This window comes from Pantoea sp. EKM20T (genome assembly GCF_011800485.1).
Lineage (GTDB): Bacteria > Pseudomonadota > Gammaproteobacteria > Enterobacterales > Enterobacteriaceae > Pantoea > Pantoea agglomerans.
In genome coordinates this window covers 179,094-202,438 of record NZ_JAALFW010000001.1, presented here as the reverse complement: position 1 = coordinate 202,438, position 23,345 = coordinate 179,094, and the positions used below count along the sequence as shown (strand labels likewise).

General features: G+C 56.0%; 20 protein-coding genes. 14 read left to right on the top strand and 6 right to left on the bottom strand.

Features of this window, described 5'->3' with window-relative positions; translation table 11 throughout:
* The first annotated feature begins 1 nt into the window (after window position 1).
* The 3 genes from HFD94_RS00960 (at window position 2) to HFD94_RS00950 (ending at window position 4,576) form a co-directional block, all read left to right on the top strand.
* Window positions 2-1,531, top strand: coding sequence for an efflux transporter outer membrane subunit (locus HFD94_RS00960; protein WP_010669731.1), 1,530 nt, complete (start codon window positions 2-4; stop codon window positions 1,529-1,531).
* An 872-nt stretch (window positions 1,532-2,403) separates the two neighbouring features.
* Complete coding sequence (locus HFD94_RS00955) at window positions 2,404-2,805, top strand: H-NS family nucleoid-associated regulatory protein (RefSeq protein WP_003850507.1); 402 nt, start codon at window positions 2,404-2,406, stop codon at window positions 2,803-2,805.
* 178 nt (window positions 2,806-2,983) lie between these two features.
* Window positions 2,984-4,576: an ABC-F family ATPase gene (locus HFD94_RS00950; protein ID WP_010254366.1), complete on the top strand. Its 1,593-nt coding sequence runs from the start codon at window positions 2,984-2,986 to the stop codon at window positions 4,574-4,576.
* A 90-nt stretch (window positions 4,577-4,666) separates the two neighbouring features.
* Here the strand turns inward: HFD94_RS00950 and moeB are convergent, their stop codons facing one another.
* Window positions 4,667-5,425, bottom strand: a complete 759-nt coding sequence (moeB, locus tag HFD94_RS00945) for a molybdopterin-synthase adenylyltransferase MoeB (RefSeq protein WP_045140592.1) — start codon at window positions 5,423-5,425, stop codon at window positions 4,667-4,669.
* Entirely contained in the window at window positions 5,426-6,661 is a 1,236-nt protein-coding gene (moeA, locus tag HFD94_RS00940) for a molybdopterin molybdotransferase MoeA (protein ID WP_167432708.1), read from the bottom strand.
* A 256-nt stretch (window positions 6,662-6,917) separates the two neighbouring features.
* On the opposite strand from moeA, the gene HFD94_RS00935 reads away from it, so the two are divergent.
* From HFD94_RS00935 to HFD94_RS00895, 9 genes are all read left to right on the top strand, one after another.
* Window positions 6,918-7,877, top strand: coding sequence for an isoaspartyl peptidase/L-asparaginase family protein (locus tag HFD94_RS00935; RefSeq protein ID WP_167432707.1), 960 nt, complete (start codon window positions 6,918-6,920; stop codon window positions 7,875-7,877).
* A gap of 9 nt (window positions 7,878-7,886) precedes the next feature.
* Window positions 7,887-9,743, top strand: a complete 1,857-nt coding sequence (locus HFD94_RS00930; RefSeq protein ID WP_010254373.1) for a dipeptide ABC transporter ATP-binding protein — start codon at window positions 7,887-7,889, stop codon at window positions 9,741-9,743.
* Window positions 9,744-9,797: 54 nt separating this feature from the next.
* Window positions 9,798-11,333 (top strand): glutathione ABC transporter substrate-binding protein GsiB, encoded by a 1,536-nt coding sequence (gene gsiB / locus HFD94_RS00925; protein WP_167432706.1) that lies wholly within the window; start codon window positions 9,798-9,800, stop codon window positions 11,331-11,333.
* 46 nt (window positions 11,334-11,379) lie between these two features.
* Window positions 11,380-12,309, top strand: coding sequence for a glutathione ABC transporter permease GsiC (gene gsiC / locus HFD94_RS00920; RefSeq protein ID WP_010254376.1), 930 nt, complete (start codon window positions 11,380-11,382; stop codon window positions 12,307-12,309).
* Window positions 12,306-13,211 carry a glutathione ABC transporter permease GsiD gene (gene gsiD / locus HFD94_RS00915; RefSeq protein WP_010254377.1) on the top strand — a complete coding sequence of 302 codons (906 nt, stop codon included), beginning with the start codon at window positions 12,306-12,308 and terminating at the stop codon, window positions 13,209-13,211. Before gsiC ends, gsiD begins: the two co-directional genes overlap by 4 nt.
* Window positions 13,208-13,657 (top strand): DUF4385 domain-containing protein, encoded by a 450-nt coding sequence (locus HFD94_RS00910; RefSeq protein WP_111533563.1) that lies wholly within the window; start codon window positions 13,208-13,210, stop codon window positions 13,655-13,657. The genes gsiD and HFD94_RS00910 overlap by 4 nt, the downstream gene beginning before the upstream one ends.
* 517 nt (window positions 13,658-14,174) lie before the next feature.
* Window positions 14,175-14,810 carry a carbonic anhydrase gene (locus HFD94_RS00905; RefSeq protein WP_010254395.1) on the top strand — a complete coding sequence of 212 codons (636 nt, stop codon included), beginning with the start codon at window positions 14,175-14,177 and terminating at the stop codon, window positions 14,808-14,810.
* A 141-nt stretch (window positions 14,811-14,951) separates the two neighbouring features.
* Window positions 14,952-15,611 carry a DUF3313 domain-containing protein gene (locus HFD94_RS00900; RefSeq protein ID WP_010254398.1) on the top strand — a complete coding sequence of 220 codons (660 nt, stop codon included), beginning with the start codon at window positions 14,952-14,954 and terminating at the stop codon, window positions 15,609-15,611.
* Between the two features lie 115 nt (window positions 15,612-15,726).
* Entirely contained in the window at window positions 15,727-16,863 is a 1,137-nt protein-coding gene (locus HFD94_RS00895) for a PQQ-dependent sugar dehydrogenase (protein ID WP_010254401.1), read from the top strand.
* 207 nt (window positions 16,864-17,070) lie between these two features.
* Here HFD94_RS00895 and HFD94_RS00890 read toward each other — a convergent pair whose 3' ends face one another.
* Complete coding sequence (locus HFD94_RS00890) at window positions 17,071-17,727, bottom strand: HAD family phosphatase (RefSeq protein ID WP_010254405.1); 657 nt, start codon at window positions 17,725-17,727, stop codon at window positions 17,071-17,073.
* A gap of 272 nt (window positions 17,728-17,999) precedes the next feature.
* Here HFD94_RS00890 and HFD94_RS00885 point away from each other — a divergent pair, with 272 nt between their 5' ends.
* Window positions 18,000-19,202, top strand: coding sequence for a serine hydrolase (locus HFD94_RS00885; protein ID WP_010254406.1), 1,203 nt, complete (start codon window positions 18,000-18,002; stop codon window positions 19,200-19,202).
* A gap of 222 nt (window positions 19,203-19,424) precedes the next feature.
* Here the strand turns inward: HFD94_RS00885 and ybjG are convergent, their stop codons facing one another.
* Both ybjG and HFD94_RS00875 read right to left on the bottom strand, forming a co-directional pair.
* The gene (gene ybjG, locus HFD94_RS00880; protein WP_010254408.1) at window positions 19,425-20,030 is read right to left on the bottom strand and encodes an undecaprenyl-diphosphate phosphatase; all 606 of its coding nucleotides are present in this window, start codon (window positions 20,028-20,030) and stop codon (window positions 19,425-19,427) included.
* Between the two features lie 403 nt (window positions 20,031-20,433).
* The gene (locus HFD94_RS00875; protein ID WP_010254410.1) at window positions 20,434-22,122 is read right to left on the bottom strand and encodes an aspartate:alanine antiporter; all 1,689 of its coding nucleotides are present in this window, start codon (window positions 22,120-22,122) and stop codon (window positions 20,434-20,436) included.
* Between the two features lie 258 nt (window positions 22,123-22,380).
* On the opposite strand from HFD94_RS00875, the gene ybjM reads away from it, so the two are divergent.
* Entirely contained in the window at window positions 22,381-22,746 is a 366-nt protein-coding gene (gene ybjM, locus HFD94_RS00870) for an inner membrane protein YbjM (protein WP_010254412.1), read from the top strand.
* 87 nt (window positions 22,747-22,833) lie between these two features.
* Here ybjM and HFD94_RS00865 read toward each other — a convergent pair whose 3' ends face one another.
* On the bottom strand, window positions 22,834-23,097 hold the full coding sequence (locus tag HFD94_RS00865; protein ID WP_010254413.1) for a GrxA family glutaredoxin: 264 nt from the start codon (window positions 23,095-23,097) through the stop codon (window positions 22,834-22,836).
* Between the last annotated feature and the right edge of the window lie 248 nt (window positions 23,098-23,345).

The window sequence follows — 23,345 nt, the reverse complement described above, 5'->3', positions numbered from 1 at the left end:
CATGAAGGTTTTTTACTCTCATCGCCTGAAACCCCTGAGTTTACTGCTGGCCCTCGGGCTGGCGGGTTGCGCCGTCGGACCTGACTATCAGGCGCCGAAACCTGCCGTGCCGGGTGGCTACAACACCCTGGATTCGCAGGAGGCGTCAAAGCCACAAAACGCCGCGATTAATTCACGCTGGTGGCGCAGCTTCAATGATCCGCAGCTCGACAGTCTGATTGAGCGGGCGATTGCGGGCAACCTGAGCCTGCAGCAGACGGTGCTGCGCATTGCCGGGGCACGTGAACAGCTGACGCAGGCGCAGGGCAGTCTGTTCCCCACCCTGGGCGGTTCAGCCAAAGTGACGCGTCAGCAGCTCGGGCTGGAAGGCTTGCTTAAATCCAATGGCGCAACCGATCAGCTCGACAGCAATGTGGCCAGCCAGCTCAATGGATTGACCCAGCCGGTTACCCTCTACCAGGGCAGCTTCGATGCCAGCTGGGAGCTGGACCTGTGGGGCAAAGTGCGCCGTCAGGTTGAGGCAGCTAATGCCCAGCAGCAGGCAGCGATAGAACAGCGCAACGATGCGCTGGTCTCACTGGAGGCCGAAGTGGCGCGAGCCTGGCTGCAGCTGCGTGGCGCGCAGAGCACGATTCAGACGCTGCAACAGCAGATTGAGGTGGCGCAGCAGACGACCGAGCTGACCCAAAGCCAGCAGCGTAATGGCCTGGCCCCGCTGACCGATGTGGAAAATGCGCGTGCCCAGCTCAGCACGCTGCAGGCGCAGCTGCCGCAGTATCAGTCGCAGGCACGGCAGGCGATGAATGGGTTAGCGGTGCTGCTCGGCAAGACACCGGGGGCGCTGGATGCTGAACTCAGTACGCCAAAAGCGTTACCCCCGCTGCCACAGTTTGTCCCGGTAGGCATTCCTTCTACGCTGGCACGTCGTCGTCCTGATATTCGTCAGGCTGAAGCGACGCTGCATGCACAAACCGCTGAGATTGGGGTTTCTGTCGCGCAGCTTTTCCCGAGCCTGTCACTGACCGGCCAGCTGGGCGTGCGCAACACCGATGTCAGTTATCTGGATAACTGGAGCAGCCATTTCTACAGTTATGGCCCGTCGTTATCGATTCCGATTTTCCAGGGCGGACAGCTGGTGTCGAGCGTGAAGTTAGCGCGGGCACAGCAGGCCAGTGCCGCGCTGGATTATCGCCAGACGGTGCTGACGGCGTTGCAGGATGTGGAGAATGCGCTGGTCAGCTATCGCGCCGATCAGCAGCGGGTCACCGCGCTGGATGAGACAACCGGTGCGCTTCAGCGCGCCTTTGATCTCGCCAGCGACAGTTATCGCCAGGGGCTCTCGACCTTCCTGGAGGTGCTGGATGCGCAGCGTCAGCTGGCTCAGGCAGAGGAGCAGGCGACACAGGCGCGGATGCAGAGTGCACTCGATTTAGTGGCGCTCTATAAAGCGCTGGGCGGCGGCTGGGAGACTTACCAGAACGTGGATATGCCGCAATATCCGGTATTTGGCCCGGCCACGCAGGCGAATTAGTCTGGTCATCCGGCGGTAGCTGTCTCTGCGCAGTTACCGCTTTTTCTCTCCTCCGGCAGCGTTAAAACCGATGCTGGCTGTCTTTCCATGTTGTTCCCCATGATCTAACTCATTGAAAAAAGAAAGCTTGTCAGCATCACTGTAACGGGTGCAGCCAGCAGAAAATAAAGCAGTGGTAATCGCAGGGTTATTATCAGCGCCTCCGGCGAGCAATTATTTTTATGTTGCTGGCACTTTCCGGATTCAGGTTTTTGAGCTCTGTCACCTTTCTCAGTTTATTTCTTTGACGTTTTTTTAAGGCAACTTACGACTGAACGAGTGGGGGCGCGTGAGGCTATTCAGTCAGCCTGAACCGGGCGGAACTGTTATTGCGCAGCTAAGCGATATGCGAATAATCCGACTCTACTATAAATCGCAGCGGCAAAAATGGTTAACAGGTGGCAAAGGGCATAATTAAAAAAGCCACCAGAGCGTTAATTCTTTTGCGCTATTTAACGGTGCCGGGGGTGGCTTTTTAAGCATAATCTGTAAGCTGGTGTGACTGGGGTCACGGGCAGGCACATTTTTAATCTGTTATCTCCGGCCCGTAAGCGTAAATAATGAGGCTGCATGGCCCGCATTTAGTAGATAGCGTTAACTGCCTTCTGCCGGGATAATCTGCCTGAAATCGTTTTCAACTCCTGAGTAAAAGTGCCATTCGTTGTTAATTCAGCGTTAATAAAAGGTCAGGCACGCCCGATTTTAATAGCTCTGTTTTGCCCGAATTAATACTTAGGAATTATCTGTAGCGTAAAAATAATTTATTTTTTTATTTGAATTAGGTAGTCTTGGCGCTACAGTTTTATTAACCCCCCTTAATCAAGGACATTGTGATGAGTGACGCATTTAAGGTACTGAACAATATTCGCACATTACGTGCCCAGGCTCGTGAACTGCCACTGACCGATCTTGAAGAGATCCTGGAAAAATTAACGGTTGTTGTTACTGAGCGCCGTGAAGAAGCAGAAGCGGAAGAGACGCAGAATCGTGAAAAAGAAGAAAAGCTTTCTAAATATCGCGAAATGCTACTGGCTGACGGCATCGATCCTAATGAATTATTAGGTGCACTGGAAAGCGGAAAAAAACGTACCAAGCGTGCGCCGCGTCCGGCTAAATATTCTTACACCGACGAAAATGGTGAGCAGAAATCCTGGACTGGCCAGGGCCGTACCCCGGCAGCGATTAAAAAAGCGCTGGATTCCGGTAAAAGCCTGGACAGTTTCCTGATCGATTGATCGACACAATCCTTGTAAGTGGGAGCCGGGGGGCCATCATGGCCTTCCGGCTTTTTTATTTCTGCCGGGATATCAATCACCCCGCAAGGAATCCACGGCTGACGCTGGCGTGCGCTGCGTCACATCTGGCATAATAGCCGCCGTTTTTTCATCCATTCTCTTCACAAAGGTCAATGCCGTGTTAGTTAGCAGCAATATCACCATGCAGTTTGGCAGCAAGCCACTGTTCGAAAATATCTCCGTTAAATTTGGCGGCGGTAATCGTTACGGTTTAATCGGTGCGAACGGCAGCGGAAAATCCACCTTCATGAAGATTTTGGGTGGCGATCTGGTGCCTTCAGGCGGCAATGTTTCTTACGATCCCAACGAGCGCATCGGTAAGTTGCGTCAGGATCAGTTCGCCTTTGAACAATTTAGCGTGCTGGACACCGTTATCATGGGTCACCATGAGTTATGGGAAGTGAAGCAGGAGCGCGACCGTATTTATTCTTTGCCAGAAATGAGCGAAGAAGAGGGGTATAAAGTCGGCGATCTTGAGGCACTTTACGGTGAGATGGACGGCTATAGCGCGGAGTCTCGTGCCGGTGAGTTATTACTCGGCGTCGGCATTCCGGTTGAGCAGCATTATGGCCCGATGAGCGAAATTGCGCCGGGCTTTAAATTACGTGTGCTGCTGGCGCAGGCGCTGTTTTCTAATCCTGATATTCTGTTACTCGACGAACCGACGAACAACCTGGACATCGATACTATTCGCTGGCTGGAGCAGGTGCTGAACGAGCGTGACAGCACCATGATTATCATTTCGCATGACCGTCACTTCCTTAATATGGTCTGTACGCACATGGCTGATTTGGATTATGGCGAGCTGCGGGTTTATTCCGGTAATTATGACGAATATATGACCGCGGCGACCCAGGCGCGTGAACGTCTGTTATCCGATAACGCTAAGAAAAAAGCGCAGATTGCTGACTTACAATCGTTCGTCAGTCGTTTTAGCGCCAACGCCTCTAAATCGCGTCAGGCGACATCACGCGCTAAGCAGATGGATAAAATTAAACTGGATGAAGTGAAAGCCTCCAGCCGTCAGAACCCGTTTATCCGCTTTGAGCAGGACAAGAAGTTGTTCCGTAATGCGCTGGAAGTGGAAGGTTTGACCAAAGGATTTGATAACGGTCCGCTGTTTAAGAATTTAAATCTGCTGCTGGAAGTGGGTGAGAAGCTGGCGGTGATCGGTGCCAACGGTATCGGTAAATCAACACTGTTAAAATCGCTGGTGGGTCAGCTGACGCCAGATAACGGCAGCGTTAAATGGTCAGAGAATGCACGTATTGGTTATTACGCTCAGGATCACGCCGATGATTTTGCCAATGACCTGACGGTATTTGACTGGATGAGTCAGTGGAAACAGCCTGGCGATGATGAGCAGACCATTCGCGGTATTCTGGGTCGCCTGCTGTTTTCGCAGGATGATATTAAGAAGCCGGCCAAAGTGCTTTCCGGTGGAGAGAAGGGTCGTATGCTGTTCGGTAAGCTGATGATGGAAAAACCGAACATTCTGATTATGGATGAGCCGACCAACCACCTCGATATGGAGTCGATTGAATCGCTCAATATGGCGCTGGAGATGTATGAAGGCACGCTGGTGTTTGTTTCACACGACCGTGAATTTGTCAGCTCGCTGGCAACCCGCGTGATAGAGCTGAAAGCAGACCGCGTGGTGGACTTCACCGGTAATTACGAAGATTACCTGCGGAGTCAGGGTATCGTCTGATTGAAACGGGGTGGCGCAGGCCACCCCGTTTTTTTTGGTGGTTTGTTGGTTCAGCACGGGCTTCAGGGAGCACAGGCGTTCCTGCCGACGCTACGCGTTACCACCACACACTTCACAGTGCGCATCCTGCGCCACCTTCATGCTGCGGAACTCCGCGCTCATCGCATCGTACATCAGCAACCGGCTGGTGGCGGGCGTGCCAAATGCCGTTAGCACTTTAATCGCTTCCATCGCCTGCATCGCACCAATCACGCCAACCAGCGGAGCCATGACGCCCGCTTCCACGCAACTCAGGGTTTGTTCCCCAAACAGGCGGCTGATGCAACGATAGCAGGGTGTGCCGGGCTGCCAGTTGAATACGCTGATCTGACCTTCCATCCGAATCGCGGCGCCGGAGACCAGTGGCACCCGCTGCTGACGACAGAGCCGGTTAAGCTGCTCACGCACCGCAACGTTGTCGGTGCAGTCAAGCACCACCTGCTGCCTGGCGATCAGCGCCAGCAGCGCTGCATCGTCCAGCTGTCCATTGACCGGATGCAGCTGACAGTGCGGATTGATGGCGGCCAGGCTTTGTGCGGCGGAGTCCACTTTGGCACGACCAATATCAGCATCGTGATGCAGGATCTGCCGTTGCAGGTTAGAGTGCGATACGGTATCGAAGTCGAGCAGCGTCAGGCTACCGACACCGGCAGCCGCCAGATAGGGCGCAGCGGCGCAGCCGAGTCCGCCCAGCCCCACGACCAGCGCGTGACTCGCTTTCAGCCGCTCCTGACCGTCGAAATCAAAGCCGCGCAATACAATCTGCCGGTTGTAGCGCAGCATCTCCTCATCGCTTAATTCAGGCAGCATCTACGCCTCCAGCAGGGCGTTGAACGGTTCCACCTCGACCCATTCGCCCGGTTCAACGTTGCCGCGATCCCGTTCCAGCACAATAAAACAGTTTGCCTGGGCGAAGGAGCTGAAGACGTGCGAACCCTGCATCCCGGTGGTTTCCACCTCCAGTTCACCCTGTGCGTTCTGTCGCAGGATGCCGCGCTGGAAATCGAGCCGGCCTGGTGACTTTTTAAGCCGCGAGGCGCAGCGCACTTTCTGACGTGGCGGCAATGCTGATTTTCGCTGGCCGGTGAGGGTGGCAAGCAGCGGCTGAACGAGCTGATAAAAGGTCACTGCGGCGGAGACCGGATTACCTGGCAGGCCGCAGAACCAGCTGCTGTTGAGGCGGCCAAAGGCAAATGGCTTGCCAGGCTTGATCGCCAGCTTCCAGAAGCTGATGGCACCAAGCTCTTCCAGCATCGTTTTGGTGAAGTCCGCTTCGCCCACCGAGACGCCGCCGGTAGTAATCACGACATCCGCCTGCCGATCGGCCTCGGTGAAAGCAGCACGCAGTGCGGCCGGGTCATCTTTGATGATGCCAAGGTCGATGACTTCGCAACCCAGCTTATGCAGCATCAGTGATACCGCAAAGCGGTTGGTGTCGTAGATCTGGCCTTCGGCCAGCGGCTCGCCTACCGGCTGGAGTTCATCACCGGTGGAGAAGATAGCGACCCGCAGTTTTCGCAGCACGCTGACCTGCGCGATACCCAGTGAGGCGAGCAGTGGCAGCTCCGCGGCACCCAGACGCGTTCCCGCTTCCAGCACCACGGTGCCTGGCTGAATATCATCGCCGATGAGACGAATGTTCTGTCCGGGACGGACCGGCGCGGTGATCATAATCGCATCACCCTGTGTTTCGGTCTGCTCCTGCATCACTACTGCTTCACAGCCTGCAGGCACCGGCGCACCGGTCATGATGCGAATCACGCTGCCCTGCGGCCACTCACCGCTAAACGGTGCGCCGGCAAAGGCTTTACCCGCCACTGGCAGCGGCTGACCGCTGCTGGCGTCTGCCAGCCTGACGGCGTAGCCATCCATTGCAGAGTTATCAAATGGCGGGACGGCAATCGGTGAGGTCACCGCTTTGGCGGTGATACGCCCGACCGCTTCGGCCAGCGGCACGCTAAGAGAGTCGGTGACGGGCGTCAGCTGTGACAGCATTTTTTGTTGTGCCTCCTCAAGGGAGATTAAGCCTGCAGTAAAACTTTCCATGGATATTCCAGCCTGGTTATCTCAGATGCTGCCTATTATGGTGGGAATTAGCCGCTGAGTCACATCGGTGTCGGCCTGACTTACCTGTTGTTGTGGCCAAAGTGAAATATGGCGGTAAGAAAAGGTTATAACCACAGGAACAGTTTCCGCTTTACAACACTTAGCAGGCTTTCTATAGTCAAAAATCACCAAAAATGGGTGAAAACCATTTTAAATCAGTGTTTTTCGTCCTGATGCAACCACAGGGTAGATCGTTATGGTCAATGCAGTGATCGCCATTCATGGAGGCGCCGGTGCCATTACGCGCTCAGCAATGAGCGCCGAAAAAGAGCAACTCTATCGTCAGGCGCTACACGATATTGTCACTCAGGGCCAGCAGATACTGGCTCAGGGCGGCAGCGCACTCGATGCGGTGACCGAAGCGGTGCGGCTGCTGGAAGAGTGCCCGCTGTTCAACGCTGGTAAAGGCGCGGTCTTCACCCATCAGGGCACCCATGAACTCGATGCCTGCATCATGGATGGCCGCACCCTGGGTGCAGGGGCGGTCGCGGGCGTAACGCGGGTACGGAATCCGGTGCTGGCGGCACGTGCCGTGCTGGAACATAGCGAGCATGTCCTGTTTATCGGCGAGGGCGCAGAGCAGTTTGCTGAAGCGCACGGGCTGGAAACGGTCGCGCCTGATTACTTCTCGACTCCGGAACGCTGGGAGCAGTTGCAGCGCGCGCTGAACAGCGATACGGCGGTGCTGGACCATGATGGTGCCGCGCACAGCGATGACCCGCTCGACCCGGACCGTAAGTTTGGTACGGTGGGGGCCGTCGCGCTGGATCTTGAGGGCAACCTCGCGGCCGCCACGTCAACGGGCGGTATGACCAACAAGCAGGCCGGACGGGTCGGCGACTCGCCGCTGCCGGGCGCAGGCTGCTACGCCAGCAACGACAGCGTGGCGGTCTCCTGTACCGGCACCGGGGAAGTCTTTATGCGGACGCTGGCGGCCTACGATGTGGCAGCGCAGATGCGCTACGCCGGGCGCTCACTGCAGCAGGCCACGGTTAATGTTATTCATGACAGTGTGCTGGAGCTGGGCGGCAGCGGGGGGCTGATCGCCGTCGACCGCGCAGGCAACGTAGCGCTGCCTTTCAACAGCGAAGGGATGTATCGCGGTGTGGCGCGGGTTGGCGAAGTGGCAGACGTCGCTATCTATCGCGAAAGTTAAGGAGCAGAGATGAGCGACAGGCAAACGTTACCGCCGCTGGCCCCTGAGCAGGTCCTGGCGGTGCGCGATCTCAATGTGCGTTTTCAGCACGAAACCACCGTCACTGACGCGGTGCGTCATTTGTCACTCGATCTGTTTCGCGGCGAAACGCTGGCGCTGGTGGGGGAGTCAGGCTCAGGGAAATCAGTGACCTCGCTGGCGCTGATGCGGCTGATTGAGCAGGCTGGCGGGAGGGTCAGCGGCGAGGTGCTGTTGCGGCGTCGCAATGGCGACGTGCTGGATCTGATGCGCGCCTCAAAAGGTCAGATGCGGCGGGTGCGCGGTGCAGATATGGCGATGATCTTTCAGGAGCCGATGACCTCGCTGAATCCGGTCTTCTCCGTGGGCGAGCAGATTGCGGAATCCATCCGTCTGCATCAGGGCCTGAGCCACGCCGGCGCGCTGGCCGAGGCGCGCCGGATGCTGGATCTGGTACGAATCCCGGATGCGCAAAATGTATTATCCCGCTTCCCGCATCAGCTGTCGGGCGGGATGCGCCAGCGCGTGATGATCGCCATGGCGCTCTGCTGCAAACCGGCCCTGCTGATTGCCGATGAGCCGACCACCGCGCTCGACGTCACCATTCAGGCGCAGATTCTGCAACTCATCCGCGTGCTGCAAAAAGAGATGCAGATGGGGGTGATTTTTATCACTCACGATATGGGCGTGGTCGCCGAAATGGCCGATCGGGTTCAGGTGATGTATCGCGGCGAAGTAGTAGAAAATGCCCCGGTAGCCAGGCTGTTCAGCGCCCCGCAGCAGCCCTATACCCAGGCGCTGCTGGCGGCGGTGCCAAAGCTCGGTTCGATGCAGGGCCAGCCCCTGCCGGCCAAATTTCCGTTGCTGCACAGCGATGCCGTTGATGACGTGCCGCAGGATACGGTTCGCCGCCTGCAGCCACCCATTTTGCAGGTGCGCGATCTGGTCACCCGCTTTGATATTCGCGGCGGCCTGCTGAACCGCGTCAAAAGCCGGGTGCATGCCGTCGAAAAAGTCAGTTTTGATCTCTATGCCGGTGAGACACTGGCGCTGGTGGGCGAGTCTGGCTGTGGTAAATCGACCACCGGGCGATCGCTGCTGAAGCTGGTGGCCAGTCAGGGTGGCACCCTGACCTTTGACGGACAGCGGATAGACCATTTGTCGGGTGCTGCGCTGGCCCATCTGCGACGCGATATTCAGTTTATCTTTCAGGATCCCTACGCTTCGCTCGATCCCCGGCTGACGGTTGGCTTCTCCATTATGGAGCCGCTGCTGGTCCACAAGGCGATGCCGCGTCGCGAGGCGGAGCAGCGCGTCGCCTGGCTGCTGGATAAAGTGGGTCTGCTGCCGGAACATGCTCAGCGCTATCCCCATGAATTTTCCGGCGGCCAGCGTCAGCGCATCTGTATAGCCCGCGCGCTGGCGCTGAATCCCAAAGTGGTGATCGCCGATGAGTCCGTCTCGGCGCTGGATGTGTCAATTCAGGCGCAGATAATTAATCTGATGCTCGACCTGCAGCGCGAGTTTGGCATCGCCTTCCTGTTTATTTCTCATGATATGGCGGTGGTGGAGCGTATCAGCCACCGCGTGGCGGTGATGTATCTCGGTCAGATTGTCGAGATGGGGCCGCGTCAGGCGGTGTTTGAGCAGCCTCAGCACCCTTATACCCGAAAACTCATGGCGGCGGTGCCGGTAGCCGATCCGGCTCACCGGCGTCGCGAACGAGCCTTACTGGTCGATGAGATCCCCAGCCCGATTCATGCGTTAGGGGATGAACCTGAAGTGGCGCCGCTGATGGAGGTGGCTCCGGGCCATTTCGTCGCCCGCCACGTTATCAGTGCGACCTGAACAGTGACGATGTCGCCCCGGCGACCAACCCGACAGGGATTACAGGAGAACAAGATGCAGATTACGATGCGTAAAGGGTTACTGGCGGCTGGCGTGTTAAGCAGCGCAATGGCATTGCCCGCCTGGGCAGCACAGGATGCGGTGATTGCCGTCGCGTCCAACTTCACCACTCTCGATCCCTATGACGCCAACGACACGCTGTCGCAGGCGGTCGCGAAATCCTTCTATCAGGGCCTGTTTAGCTTTGATAAAGAGATGAAGCTCACCAACGTGCTGGCTGAGAGCTATCAGGCCAGCGCCGACGGCCTGACCTACACCATTAAGCTGCGTTCCGGAGTTAAATTCCAGGATGGCACTGACTTCAATGCGGAAGCGGTAAAGGTCAACCTCGATCGCGCCAGCAATCCGGATAACCATCTCAAGCGCTACAACCTGTTTAAACATATCGCCAGCACCGAAGTGGTGGATCCGACTACGGTGAAAGTGACGCTGAAAGAGCCGTTCTCCGCCTTTATCAACATCCTGGCCCATCCGGCGGCAGCGATGATTTCACCCACCGCGCTGAAAAAATATGGCAAAGAGATCGGTTTCCATCCGGTAGGAACCGGCCCGTTTGTGTTCGAAACCTGGAACCAGACCGATTTTGTGAAGGTGAAAAAGTGGGACGGCTACTGGAAGCCGGGCTATCCGAAGCTGGACAGCATTACCTGGCGACCGGTGGTGGATAACAACACCCGCGCGGCGATGCTACAGACCGGCGAAGCGAACTTTGCTTTCCCGGTGCCCTATGAGCAGGCAAAACTGCTGGAGAAGAACAGCAAGCTTGCTGTGGTAACCACGCCATCGATTATGCAGCGTTACATCAGCCTTAACGTCACTCAGAAGCCGTTCGATAATCCGAAGGTGCGTGAAGCGCTGGAGTATGCCATCAACCGTCAGGCGCTGGCGAAAGTGGCGTTCTCCGGTTACGCCACGCCTGCTACCGGCATCGTGCCGCCCACCATCGACTTCGCTCAGACCTATCCGGCCATCAGCTACGATCCAGCCAAAGCGAAAGCCCTGCTGAAAGAGGCGGGTTACCCGAACGGGTTTGAATCCACGCTCTGGTCGTCACACAACCACAGCACCGCGCAGAAAGTGTTGCAGTTCACCCAGCAGCAGCTGGCGCAGGTTGGCGTGAAAGTTAAAGTTACGGCGATGGATGCGGGTCAGCGTGCCGCTGAAGTAGAAGGCAAGGGCCAGAAAGAGAGCGGCGTGCGCATGTTCTACACCGGCTGGTCCGCCTCAACCGGCGAAGCGGACTGGGCACTGACGCCACTGTTTGCTACTACGGCCTGGCCACCGGCGATCTTCAATACCGCGTTTTACAGCAATCCTAAGGTCGATAAAGATCTGGCTGATGCGCTGAAAACCACTGACCGTGCCGAGAAAGCGCGTCTCTACAAAGATGCGCAGGATACCATCTGGCAGGATCACCCGTGGATCCCACTGGTGGTTGAGCAGCTGGTTTCTGCCAACAGCAAAAACCTCAGCGGTTTTTATGTAATGCCCGATACCTCATTCAATTTTGATGAGGCAACTCTGAAGTAACGGAGCCGGCCAGCCCGCGAGGCTGGCCGCAGCTGCAGGATGTTGCATGTTTAACTATTTTCTCAAACGACTCTTTGGGCTGATCCCCACGCTGCTGATTGTGGCGGTGCTGGTGTTCCTGTTTGTTCACCTGCTGCCGGGCGACCCGGCGCGTCTGATCGCCGGGCCGGAAGCCGATGCCTCGGTGGTGGCGCTGGTGCGTCAGGAGCTGGGACTCGACCTGCCGCTGCCGCAGCAGTTCTGGCACTTTATGCTGAATGCGCTGCAGGGCGATTTCGGCCAGTCGATGGTCTCGAAGCGGCCGGTCGCGGAGGAGATCGCCTCACGCTTTATGCCGACCCTGTGGCTGACGCTGGTCAGCATGATCTGGGCCGTGATTTTTGGCATGGCAATCGGCATCGTTTCTGCTGTCTGGCGCAATCGCTGGCCCGATCGGCTGGGGATGACGCTGGCGGTGTCGGGCATTTCGTTTCCCGCCTTTGCACTGGGCATGCTGCTGATGCAGGTCTTCTCGGTGGAGCTGGGATGGCTGCCAACCGTCGGGGCAGAGAGCTGGAAACATTACATTCTGCCCTCCATCACCCTGGGTGCGGCGGTGGCGGCGGTGATGGCGCGCTTTACCCGTGCCTCGTTCGTGGAGGTGATGCAGGAAGATTATATGCGGACCGCCCGGGCCAAAGGGGTGCGCGAGTCGCTGGTGGTGGTCAAGCATGGCCTGCGCAACGCCATGATCCCGGTGGTGACGATGATGGGGCTGCAGTTTGGTTTCCTGCTGGGCGGATCGATCGTGGTCGAGGTGGTGTTTAACTGGCCGGGCCTGGGGCGACTGCTGGTCGATTCCGTGGCGATGCGCGACTACCCGGTTATTCAGGCGGAAGTTTTGCTGTTTTCACTGGAGTTTATTCTGATCAATCTGTTTGTCGACATGCTCTATGCGGTGATTAATCCCGCTATTCGCTTTAAGGAGTCGCGATGAAAAACTGGCGACGCGAAGCGGCACTGAAAACGATGCCGCTGATTGCGGAGAATCGGGTGCGAACGCCGTGGCGTGAATTCTGGCGGCGTTTCAGAGGACAGCCGGTGGCGCTGCTGGCCGGGCTGTTTGTGCTGGTACTGATTGTGCTGGCGGTTATCGCCCCATGGATTGCGCCGTTCGACGCAGAGAACTACTTCGATTATGACCGGCTCAATGACGGCCCCTCGCTGATGCATCTGTTTGGCGTCGATTCGCTGGGGCGTGACATTTTCAGTCGGGTGCTGGTCGGCACGCGGATTTCCCTGATTGCGGGCTTCTTTTCGGTAGTGATCGGCGCGCTGATCGGTACATTCTTTGGTCTGTTAGCCGGCTATTACGAAGGCTGGTGGGACCGCATCACCATGCGTATCTGCGATGTGCTGTTTGCCTTTCCCGGCATTCTGCTGGCGATTGCGGTGGTGGCGATTATGGGCAGCGGCATGAGTAATGTGATTGTGGCGGTCGCTATCTTCAGTATCCCGGCGTTTGCCCGGCTGGTTCGCGGCAATACGCTGGTGCTGAAGCATCAGACCTATATTGAGTCGGCACGCAGTATCGGCGCTTCTGACTGGACTATCCTGATGCGGCATATCCTGCCCGGCACGGTATCGCCGATTGTGGTCTATTTCACCATGCGGGTCGGTACCTCAATCATTACCGCGGCCAGCCTGTCGTTTCTGGGGCTGGGCGCACAACCGCCTACGCCGGAGTGGGGGGCGATGCTGAATGAGGCGCGGGCCGACATGGTTATCGCGCCTCACGTGGCAATTTTCCCCAGCCTGGCCATCTTCCTCACCGTTCTGGCATTTAATTTACTCGGAGACGGGCTGCGCGACGCACTTGATCCTAAACTAAAGAGATGAAACCTTTCGATTATGATCAGGACTTCAGCACTATCGACTTCCGCCAGCACCCCGAGCTTTATCAGGTCGGGCGTGGTGAGCAGGGCGTGCTGATGGTCGAGCCTTATAAAGGCGAAATACTGCCACACTGGCGTTTTCGTACCGTTCCCATTGCTGAAGAGTCGGCTGAGAAAATCATGGCGCTGTTTGAGGAGTATCGGCGCAAAGATGATTTTGTCGGCATGGATATGGCGCGTAAATTTATTCAGATGGGGTATACCCGCGCGCGCCGTTACAGCAACCACAAGGGCGGACGTAAATATGACGCAGATGGCAAGGAGCTGCCGCGCGGCATCAACGAGGAAAAAGCCGCGGCGGCGGCTGTTTTCAAAGGCTACTGGGACAAACTTCGTGCAGATGAGGACTATCTGCGACGTAAAAAAGCGCATCAGCAGCAGTATGGCTAAGCGTTAATCCTGCTCTCCCGGCAGCCGCTAACCCCTGCTGCTGGGGTTGTTTTAATGAAACCCGTCCTGCTCTCTCTTATCCCTCATTCCTTGTCTGCAACGGTTCTGGCGCAGCGCCCGTGCTGTCAGATGCGCAGCCGTTTCGCCACGCCCCAAAACACCATAGCCCGCCACGCTTGCCAGATAAAGTCAGACAGCAGCAGAAGAGAAACCTTTTCTGCTGGCGAGCCGGGGGCGTAAAGTAGTGAAAAAACGCGTAAAAGCCGATCCACAGCACAGGCAAAAAAACGGGCGGTTCAAACCGTGCTTTTTCCAATAACTTCCCGTGCTATAAAAAGAAATTGGCTGCGGAGCCTCTGACTGGTGAACAAGCGAAACGCTGACAGTGGCCGCTGTTTAGAGCATCCGGTAAAAGGCGGGTTGATATTCACTTGTTTTCATTAATAATAAACGGGCAAACCCCACTGAGGGGGCTATGCCCCTCAGGTAATGAAATGGATAATGTGAGAGCTAAATAATGAAAGAGATCATCAACGGATTTCTGAATTTCCAGCAGAATGTGTTTCCTGAAAGGAAGGATCTTTTCAAAAGCCTGGCATCAAATCAAAATCCGAAAGCGCTGTTCATCTCCTGTTCAGACAGTCGTCTGGTGCCTGAACTGGTGACGCAGCAGGAGCCAGGAGAGCTGTTCGTTATCCGCAATGCGGGCAACATCGTTCCCTCATTCGGCCCGGAGCCAGGCGGTGTCTCCGCCACTATCGAATATGCGGTGGTCGCGCTGGGCGTCTCCGACATCATCATCTGTGGTCACTCTAACTGTGGTGCCATGAACGCCATCGCCTCCTGCGCCTGCATGGATACCATGCCTGCGGTTGAGCACTGGCTGCGCTATGCCGATGCGGCAAAAGCGGTGGTTGAGCAGCGTGAGTATGACTCGCCAGAGAAGAAGCTGAACGAGATGGTCAAAGAGAACGTCATCGCCCAGCTGAACAACATGAAAACCCATCCTTCCGTCTCCGTCGCGCTGCGTAACGGTAAGCTGCGTCTGCACGGCTGGGTTTACGATATCGAAAGCGGCACCATTATGGCGCTGACCCAGGGTGGCAAACAGTTCATCACCCTGTCTGAGAATCCTGATACCTGCTTTGAGTAATATTTTTCGCCCGCTGTGCTCTGCAGCGGGTTTTCCTGCTATTTATTCTGCATAACAGCGTTAAATCGCCTCTGTTATTCTGCATTTCCCCTCTGGCTTATCTATGCTTGCTTAAACCTTCCTGATACAAGCGAGTTGATGATGCGTAAAACTTCCGTTGCTGCTCTTCTGGCGGTCTCTGCCGTGCTGCTCAGTGGTTGTACTTCTCATGTTGCTGATAAACAGCAATATTCAGGTTTTTTAAGCGATTACAGCCAGTTGCAACCGACGTCGTCAGCCAGTGGTGAACCGACTCTGCGCTGGATTTCACCCGATTATCAAAGCAGCCATTATAAAGATGTGCTTTATACATCGCTGATCTACTACCCGGCGGCGCACCCCACGCCACGCGTCACTCAGCAAACGCTGGATCAGGTGCTCAGTTACACCGAGATCCAGCTAAAAGGCGCGATAGCCACCCGCCTGCCGCTGGTGAATCAGGCTACGTCGCATACTCTGAAGGTAAGGGCCGCCATTACCGCCGTGTCAGCAGAAAATCAGGGCGTGCAGTTTTATGAAGTGGTACCGGTTGCCGCGGTCGTTGCCAGCACCATGGCGGCGTCAGGGCATCGTACTCAGAACAGCGAACTGTTTCTGGAGATAGAAGCCAGCGATGCGGTGACGGGCAAACCGATGATCCGGGTGGTTCGCAAAGCCTTTGGCAAAACGGTCAGTAACAGCAATACGCCGATCACCTTTGACGAGCTGAAGCCTGGTATCGATACGATGGTGCGTGACACGGTAAGTTTTAACGCGCCCTGACTCTGACGGGCGACAGCAGAGCGCTGTCGCCCTGATTAATCTTTTGTAAATCCTCAACATCATTGCAGAGGGGCTGACTACGCTTAAGGGCATTCTATCCCGTCAGGAGATCGTTATGGCCCGTTTCTCAACTGCCTTGTTGCTAAGTGGCTCCCTGTTCTGTACCGCCCCCCTGTTTGCCGCCGACGTAAAGGTCGAGGTATTACAGGATAAGTTACAACATCCATGGTCCGTCGCCTTCCTGCCCGACAATAAAACGCTGCTGATTACCGAACGTAGCGGACAACTGCGCAGCTGGAGCCCGGAGAGCGGCCTGTCGCAGCCGATCCAGGGCGTGCCAAAGGTCTGGGCAGAACGGCAGAGTGGCCTGCTGGACGTGGTGCTGGCACCCGATTTTGCCACCAGTCGTCGCGTCTGGCTTAGCTATACCGAAGCGAACAGCAGTGGCAAAGCGGGCGCGGTGGTAGGCGTGGGCACGCTGAGCAAGGATAACCGGCAACTCAGCGATTTCCGCGAGGTGATTCGGCAGACGCCGATGCTCTCCAGCGGCAACAACATCGGTACCCGGCTGGCGTTTGATACCCAGGGCTATCTCTGGATCGCCTTCGGCGATAACTTTGCCAGCAGCGCTGCGCAGGATCTCGATAAGCTGCAGGGCAAACTGCTGCGGCTCAACGCCGATGGCAGCGTGCCGGACGATAACCCGTTTGCGAAACAGCGCGGCGCACGGCCAGAGATCTGGGCCTATGGTTTGCGTAATCCGCAGGGGCTGGCGCTTAACCCCTGGACCGGCAAAATATGGGAAAATGAACATGGCCCGCGCGGCGGCGATGAAGTGAATATCATGGAGCGGGGCAAGAATTACGGCTGGCCGCTGGCAACCTACGGCATCGACTATAGCGGTGACAAAGTGCCGGAGTCACAAGGCACACAGGTTGCGGGTACCGAACCGCCGCTTTATCACTGGAAGGATTCTCCGGCCATCAGCGGCATGGCGTTCTACAATAGCGCCCGTTTTCCGCAGTGGAAAAACTCGCTGTTTATCGGCGCTCTGAAAGAGAAAAACCTGATTCGTCTGAGTATCAACGGCGAGAAAGTGGTGGAAGAGCAGCGTCTGCTGGACGATCAGAAGGCGCGCATTCGCGATGTGCGTCAGGGGCCGGATGGCTGGCTCTATGTGCTGACCGATGAGGCCAATGGCAAGCTGCTGAAAGTGGGATTAGCGCAGGACGCTGGTGCGTCCCGCGGCTAAGAGCCTGTCCCCAGGCTATTTTATTGGTCAGTCTGGGCCAGGGCAGTGCTCACACAGGCTGCTTTAGCAACCTGAACGCCCGTCAGGGCGGCCCTGAAGGGGCGAGCGCAGCGAGTAATCCTCACGGACTACGTGTACTACGGAGTGTTCCGCGCTGTCCGTGTCCAGGCTGCCAGCAACAGTATGCCTGATGGAGCAGGCTCTGAGTCAGCGCGCCCAGTGATAAACCTGCCAGCCGCGGTTTAACGCTTCCTTGTGTAACTGTTCGTCAGGGTTGATGACATGGGCATGATCGGCCTGTTCCAGCAGCGGCAGGTCGTTCATCGAATCGCTGTAGGCCCAGGTGCGGTCAAAGGTCTCGTCCTGTTGCAGCGCTTTCCAGTCACCCAGTCGCGTGACTTTGCCCTCTTTATAGGTCATGGTGCCGTAAGTGTTGCCGCTGTAGCGCTCGTCCACGATTTCAACGCCAATCGCCAGCGCGCCGCAGGCACCCAGCTTTTCTGCAATCGGCACCACCAGATGCTCGCCGCTGGCGGAGATGATCATGACCTTGTCGCCACGCGCCCGGTGCCACTCAATCCGCTCGCGGGCTGCAGGATAAACGCGTGGCATGATGTCGCGGTGAATGAAGCGGCGCACCCAGCCTTCAACGGTAAGCGTGGCCATGCCCGCCAGGGGGGAGAGTGTTTTATTCATATACTCTTCAATCGACAGCGTACCGGCATAGTACTGGCTCATTAATGCCTGTTCCTGATCAATCAGTTCACTGGGGGCGAATCCCTGTGATACCAGCCAGCGCAGCCACAGGCTGGTGCTGTCTTCACAAATGAGTGTTTCATCCAGATCAAAAAGGGCTAAGTCCATGGTCGGTCTCCTCGGCTGACTGGCGTTCAGGTTAACTGATATTTGTGACGGGCTTAACTCTTCTGCGAAAAATCGGAATTTCACGCAGTTTTGATAGCGACAGAATCGGGGAAAAGCGGCACGCGCGCGGCACTTATGCCAGGGTTACTCTACTAAACTTTAAAAAACTTTACGATTCGACGGTTTTTTTCGCTGCCGTCAAGGGTTAGCGTTTGAGTGAGAATTTTCTGCCCCTGGAATTTCGATTTAACAAGGACAATCCGGCCAAGCCCATGACAAACACTCGCTTCACATCTCGCCTGCGGCACCTTGCTGCCACTTCATTACTGATTCTTGCCCCCGTCAGCGTTTTTGCTGAGCAGGCTCCCGCCGCGCCAGGCATTGATGCTAAAGCGTGGATTCTGATCGACTACGCCAGCGGTAAGGTGTTAACCGAATCGAGTGCCGATCAGCGCCTCGACCCCGCCAGTCTGACTAAAATGATGACCAGCTATGTTGTGGGTCAGGCGATTAAAGCGGGCAAAATTAAGCCGGATGACCTGGTTACCGTCGGACAGGATGCCTGGGCCACCGGCAACCCTAAGCTGCGCGGCTCGTCGCTGATGTTCCTCAAGCCGGGCGATCGTATTCCGGTGCATGAGCTGAATAAGGGAATCGTGATCCAGTCCGGCAATGACGCCTGTATTGCGCTGGCGGATTATGTGGCGGGCAGTCAGGATTCGTTTATCGGCCTGATGAACAACTACGTGAAGGCGCTGGGACTGCAGAATACCCACTTTATGACGGTGCATGGTCTGGATGCAGAAGGGCAGTACAGTACCGCGCGTGACATGGCGCTGATTGCTCAGGCGCTGATCCGCGATGTGCCCGAAGAGTACGCGCTGAATAAAGAGAAAGAGTTCACCTTCAATAATATTCGCCAGATCAACCGCAACCGCCTGTTGTGGAGCACCAATCTCAAGGTTGATGGCGTCAAAACCGGCCACACCTCAGGCGCGGGGAATAACCTGGTCGCTTCAGCAACCGAAGGGGATATGCGTCTGATCTCGGTGGTGCTGGGCACCGCCAGCGATGCGATTCGTTTCCGCGAAAGTGAAAAGCTGCTGACATGGGGCTTCCGTTTCTTTGAAACGGTCACGCCGATTAAAGCGGATGCGCCGTTTGCGCAGCAGCGGGTCTGGTTCGGTGATCGCAGCCAGGTCAATCTGGGCGTAGCGAAAGATGCTGCGCTGACCATCCCTAAAGGGCAGATGAAGAATCTGAAGGCGAGTTTCAGACTCACTACGCCGCAGCTGGAAGCCCCGCTGAAGAAGAATCAGGTGGTCGGCACCATCGATTTCCAGCTGGACGGGAAAACCATTGAGCAGCGGCCGCTGGTGGTGATGCAGGATGTGCCGGAAGGCGGGTTCTTCAGCCGGATGATTGATTTCGTGATGATGAAATTCAATGGCTGGTTCGGGAAGTGGTTTTCATAAGTAAGCAGGGACGCAGGCTCGTACTGCGTTGAGCCCGAGCCTGCACAGGGAACAGGGTCAGATCGGAAAGACGCAAAATCCGTCATCCATGACACGCTCGGCCCGCGCCGTCCCTGGCGCGGGACGCTTTCCTCCTCTGACCCTGTTCCCTGCGCTTTAAGCTTATTCGCTGCGGTAAATCCGGGTTTGCCACAGTGCTGGGGACGCTAACGCGTCCCTTTCTTAATCCTGCGTCCAGCCTTTGCGAATCGGCACGGCAAATAGCGACCGATAGAGTGGATTGATTACCGCCAGCATCCGCTCGCCATAGAACTGCCACGCCAGATGCGAAGCCAGACAGCTCAGCAGACCCACCAGGAACCCGCCCAGCATATCCATTGGCCAGTGAACGCCAAGGTAGACCCGCGACCAGGCAATAGCGCAACCGGCCACCATCAGAACCACACCTGACCAGAGGCGATGCCAGAAGATAAAGGCCAGTGCAAAGGTGAATATCGTGGTGCCGTGATCGCTGGGATAGGAGTCATCGGCGGCGTGATGCAGGAACTGATAACCAAAACCGATAGCGAAAGGGCGGGGATGCGGCAACAGCTGGCCCACAGACCAGGAGATCGCCAGCGCATAGATCAGCGCCATACCGGTTTTCAGTACTAGCACCCGCTGCGAAGACACCTGATCACGCGGTCCCCAGAGCCACATCGCTACGATTAACAGCGGCACGATGGCGATCAGATCTTTGGCAAAAAACGTCGCCAGCTGCAGTAACCAGGCGGGTGAAGCCGGTGTGGCATTAATGGCAGTAAACAGTGAATGGTTCAGCTCTTCCATTTCGGGATAAATTCCTCAGCAGACAGTCCGGTTAACGGCAGCTGGCAGCATCCCGCCAGCCCGGCCCGATAACAGCGGCAAAAAAAACGGTCAGCGACAGCACGCTCACCCAATCAGCCAGCACAAATTGCTAACTAAACAGCGGTCTATCCTGCTTTTTACCGTTTTGTTCGTCTATAGAAAGGCTCTTAATCTGCCGTTGAGTTGTGTAACGGTTTAAGTTTTATGACACATGCAGTTGCGAATCAGGGGGGAATGACGGGCAGGGACGAAAAAAAGGCATAAAAAAACCCGCCGGGAAAAAGACCAGCGGGCTCCACAATTTGGGGATTTCAAAGAAAAGCAGTGGCACTTATTATGACTATCCCTTAACAATAAAGTTCTGGACGCAGGCAAAAAAATTTTATAGGGGCAATATCGGCCAGATAATCACAATCAGCGTTCCCGCCAGCGTCAGCAACACGTTGGCGATGGCATAGGTTCCGGCATAGCCCAGCGCCGGAATATTGCTGCGTGCCGTATCACTGATGATCTCCATGGCCGGTGCGCAGGTACGTGCGCCCATGATGGCGCCAAACAGCAGGGCGCGGTTCATCCGCAACACATAAGCACCAAACAGATAGCAGATGATCACCGGAATCAGGCTGACCAGCAGGCCGCACAGCAGCATCAGCGCACCATCGCTGCTCAGGCCGTGATTAATGCCGCTACCGGCACTCAATCCCACTCCCGCCATAAACACCATCAGACCGAACTCTTTCACCATAGTGAGCGCGCCCTGCGGAATATAACCAAAGGTTGGATGGTTGGCGCGCAGGAAGCCGAGCATGATACCGGCGAACAGGAGGCCCGCGGCGTTACCAATACCAAAACTGAAATTGCTGAACTGGAAGGTGATCAGACCAATCATCAGACCCACGATAAAGAAGGCGCAGAAGGCTAAGAGATCGGTCATCTGACTGTGAATCGCGATAAAGCCAATGCGATCCGCCACGCTTTTGACCCGTCGTGCCTCGCCGCTGACCTGCAGCACATCACCTTTGTTAAGCATGATACTGTCGTCGATCGGCATCTCAATCTGACTGCGTATCACCCGGTTCAGAAAACAGCCGTGATCGGTGAGGTTTAACTTGCTGAGGCGTTTGTTTACCGCATTGTGGTTTTTCACCACGATCTCTTCAGTGACGATACGCATATCCAGCAGGTCGCGGTCAAAAACCTCTTTGCCGTTGCGGAAGCTGGGGTCGAGCCGGGCGTGAGCATCGGGATAGCCCACCAGCGAGATATCATCACCGAGCTGTAACACCGCATCGCCATCGGGACTGGCGAGAATACCGTTGCGGCGGATGCGCTCAATGTAGCAACCGGTCTGACGATAGATACCCAGTTCGCGCAGGTTTTTGCCGCCGCTCCATGCCACCAGTTCAGGACCGACGCGATAGGCGCGGATCACCGGCAGGAAAACTTTGCGCTGGCTGTCCGCATCCAGACCGCGTTCCCGGGCGATCTGCTGGGCGCAGGTGGGCAGATCCTGATGTTGCAGACGGGGCAGATAACGTGCGCCGAAAATCAGACTGACCAGGCCTATCAGATAGGTCACGGCATAACCGAGGCTCAGCTGATCCTGCATCAGTCCAAGCTGCTTCGGATCGCTGATGCTTTGCCGCAGGGTATCGCCCGCTCCGACCAGCACCGGCGTTGAGGTCATCGACCCGGCCAGCATGCCGGCGGTGAGACCGATATCCCAGCCAAAGAGTTTGCCCAGTCCCAGCGCCAGCAACAGTGCGCTGACCACCATGACGATGGCGAGCATGAAATAGTTTTTGCCGTCGCGAAAGAAAATGGAAAAAAAGTTGGGACCGGCTTCGACGCCGACACAAAAAATAAACAGCATAAAGCCCAGACTCAATGCATCGGTATTGATCGTAAAGTGCTGCTGGCCTAATAAGAGCGAAACCACTAATACGCCAATCGAATTTCCCAGCTGAACCGAGCCCAGACGCAACTTACCCAGACAGAGGCCGAGCGCTAAAACGACAAACAATAACAAAATGTCATTTCCGCTTAACAATCCTGCGACGTTAATATTCACTGTTTAACTTCTTGTTTACATGTAACCTATTGAAGAGTAGCCTGTTTTTCGCTATCGTGAGCAGGCCGTTGAGGTGCTGTTGCATCAGTACTGCAAATGGAACCTTTACCGCGGCGCTATTCTAATCACAAATATCTTTCACAGCCATTGGCTGTTTTCATTCGTTGCCACAGCGAACTGTTTCTTTTTATTTCCATCTGAACGCATCAGGGTTATCAGCAGGTTATTGTCGGGGTTACTTTTAATCAGTGGGGTGGTATGCCGCAGCGTTCTTATCTCTGGACTACCCGCCTGTGCGGCGTGGTGTTGTACAGTCTGGTGTTTGTCTTTACCTGTCATTTCTGGCAGGTCGGTCCCGGCCCGCTTCGTGGTCAGCCCGAATTACTGCTCTTTATGTTGCCCGGTATCGTGATGGCATTGGTGCAGGTGGAAAGCCCGTTAAAAAGCACCCTGCTCATGGGATTATGGGGAACGTTACTGGCAGCACTGCTGTTAAACAGCAGCCTGTTTATCCACAGCAACGCACTCTTTGTGGTCGCATGGAGCCTCAGCGCGCTGTTCTGGGCAGGCTGCGGGGCCTTGCTGGTACGGTTGATGCAGATAGTGATGGCATCACTCAATTAAACAGTGCCGGGCGATGGATGACCGGCAGAGCGTAAAAAGGCGAGACAGGAAAACCTGGCTCGCCTTTTTCATTCCGGCTATCAGCGCTTACGCGGCAAATCCCAGATTCTCTTTGGTCCAGGCCGCAAACTCGGTGTAGCCACCGATATGTTTTTCGTCGACGAAAATCTGTGGCACGGTGCTGACCGGTTTACCGGCGCTCGCTTCCAGGTCGGCTTTAGTAATGCCTTCTGCGTTAATATCGACATACTGGTAGCTAAAATCATCACGTTCAGCGGTTAGTTTGTCGGCCAGTTCATGGGCACGCACACAGTAGGGACAGCCCGGACGACCAAAAATAACAGCAATCATTGAGAACTCCTTGCAGCGACTATTATGTGATGTGTATCACACAATGAAACAGAGAATGGCAACCATGATGCCCGCTCGTATCGCTTAAGGAAAGCAGGATTTGCCTGTTAGTCTGATGCCCGCACGCTATCGCTGCCCGGTCAGGAAGCCTCTGAATCAGAGGCTTTTTCGCGCCGGCAGCCCGTGTATCTCGCGCAATTTTTGGGTTGTTGACCATAATTGACGCTCAGTCAGCCGCTAAGGCAGGA

Coding starts and splice junctions, on each gene's coding strand:
- HFD94_RS00905 (WP_010254395.1), top strand. CDS start 14,175: ATGAAAGAGATCATCAACGGATTTCTGAATTTCCAGCAGAATGTGTTT.
- HFD94_RS00890 (WP_010254405.1), bottom strand. CDS start 17,727: ATGGACTTAGCCCTTTTTGATCTGGATGAAACACTCATTTGTGAAGAC.
- HFD94_RS00895 (WP_010254401.1), top strand. CDS start 15,727: ATGGCCCGTTTCTCAACTGCCTTGTTGCTAAGTGGCTCCCTGTTCTGT.
- HFD94_RS00960 (WP_010669731.1), top strand. CDS start 2: ATGAAGGTTTTTTACTCTCATCGCCTGAAACCCCTGAGTTTACTGCTG.
- HFD94_RS00900 (WP_010254398.1), top strand. CDS start 14,952: ATGCGTAAAACTTCCGTTGCTGCTCTTCTGGCGGTCTCTGCCGTGCTG.
- moeA (WP_167432708.1), bottom strand. CDS start 6,661: ATGGAAAGTTTTACTGCAGGCTTAATCTCCCTTGAGGAGGCACAACAA.
- ybjG (WP_010254408.1), bottom strand. CDS start 20,030: ATGGAAGAGCTGAACCATTCACTGTTTACTGCCATTAATGCCACACCG.
- HFD94_RS00910 (WP_111533563.1), top strand. CDS start 13,208: ATGAAACCTTTCGATTATGATCAGGACTTCAGCACTATCGACTTCCGC.
- moeB (WP_045140592.1), bottom strand. CDS start 5,425: ATGCTGCCTGAATTAAGCGATGAGGAGATGCTGCGCTACAACCGGCAG.
- gsiD (WP_010254377.1), top strand. CDS start 12,306: ATGAAAAACTGGCGACGCGAAGCGGCACTGAAAACGATGCCGCTGATT.
- gsiC (WP_010254376.1), top strand. CDS start 11,380: ATGTTTAACTATTTTCTCAAACGACTCTTTGGGCTGATCCCCACGCTG.
- ybjM (WP_010254412.1), top strand. CDS start 22,381: ATGCCGCAGCGTTCTTATCTCTGGACTACCCGCCTGTGCGGCGTGGTG.
- HFD94_RS00885 (WP_010254406.1), top strand. CDS start 18,000: ATGACAAACACTCGCTTCACATCTCGCCTGCGGCACCTTGCTGCCACT.
- HFD94_RS00935 (WP_167432707.1), top strand. CDS start 6,918: ATGGTCAATGCAGTGATCGCCATTCATGGAGGCGCCGGTGCCATTACG.
- HFD94_RS00930 (WP_010254373.1), top strand. CDS start 7,887: ATGAGCGACAGGCAAACGTTACCGCCGCTGGCCCCTGAGCAGGTCCTG.
- HFD94_RS00955 (WP_003850507.1), top strand. CDS start 2,404: ATGAGTGACGCATTTAAGGTACTGAACAATATTCGCACATTACGTGCC.
- gsiB (WP_167432706.1), top strand. CDS start 9,798: ATGCAGATTACGATGCGTAAAGGGTTACTGGCGGCTGGCGTGTTAAGC.
- HFD94_RS00865 (WP_010254413.1), bottom strand. CDS start 23,097: ATGATTGCTGTTATTTTTGGTCGTCCGGGCTGTCCCTACTGTGTGCGT.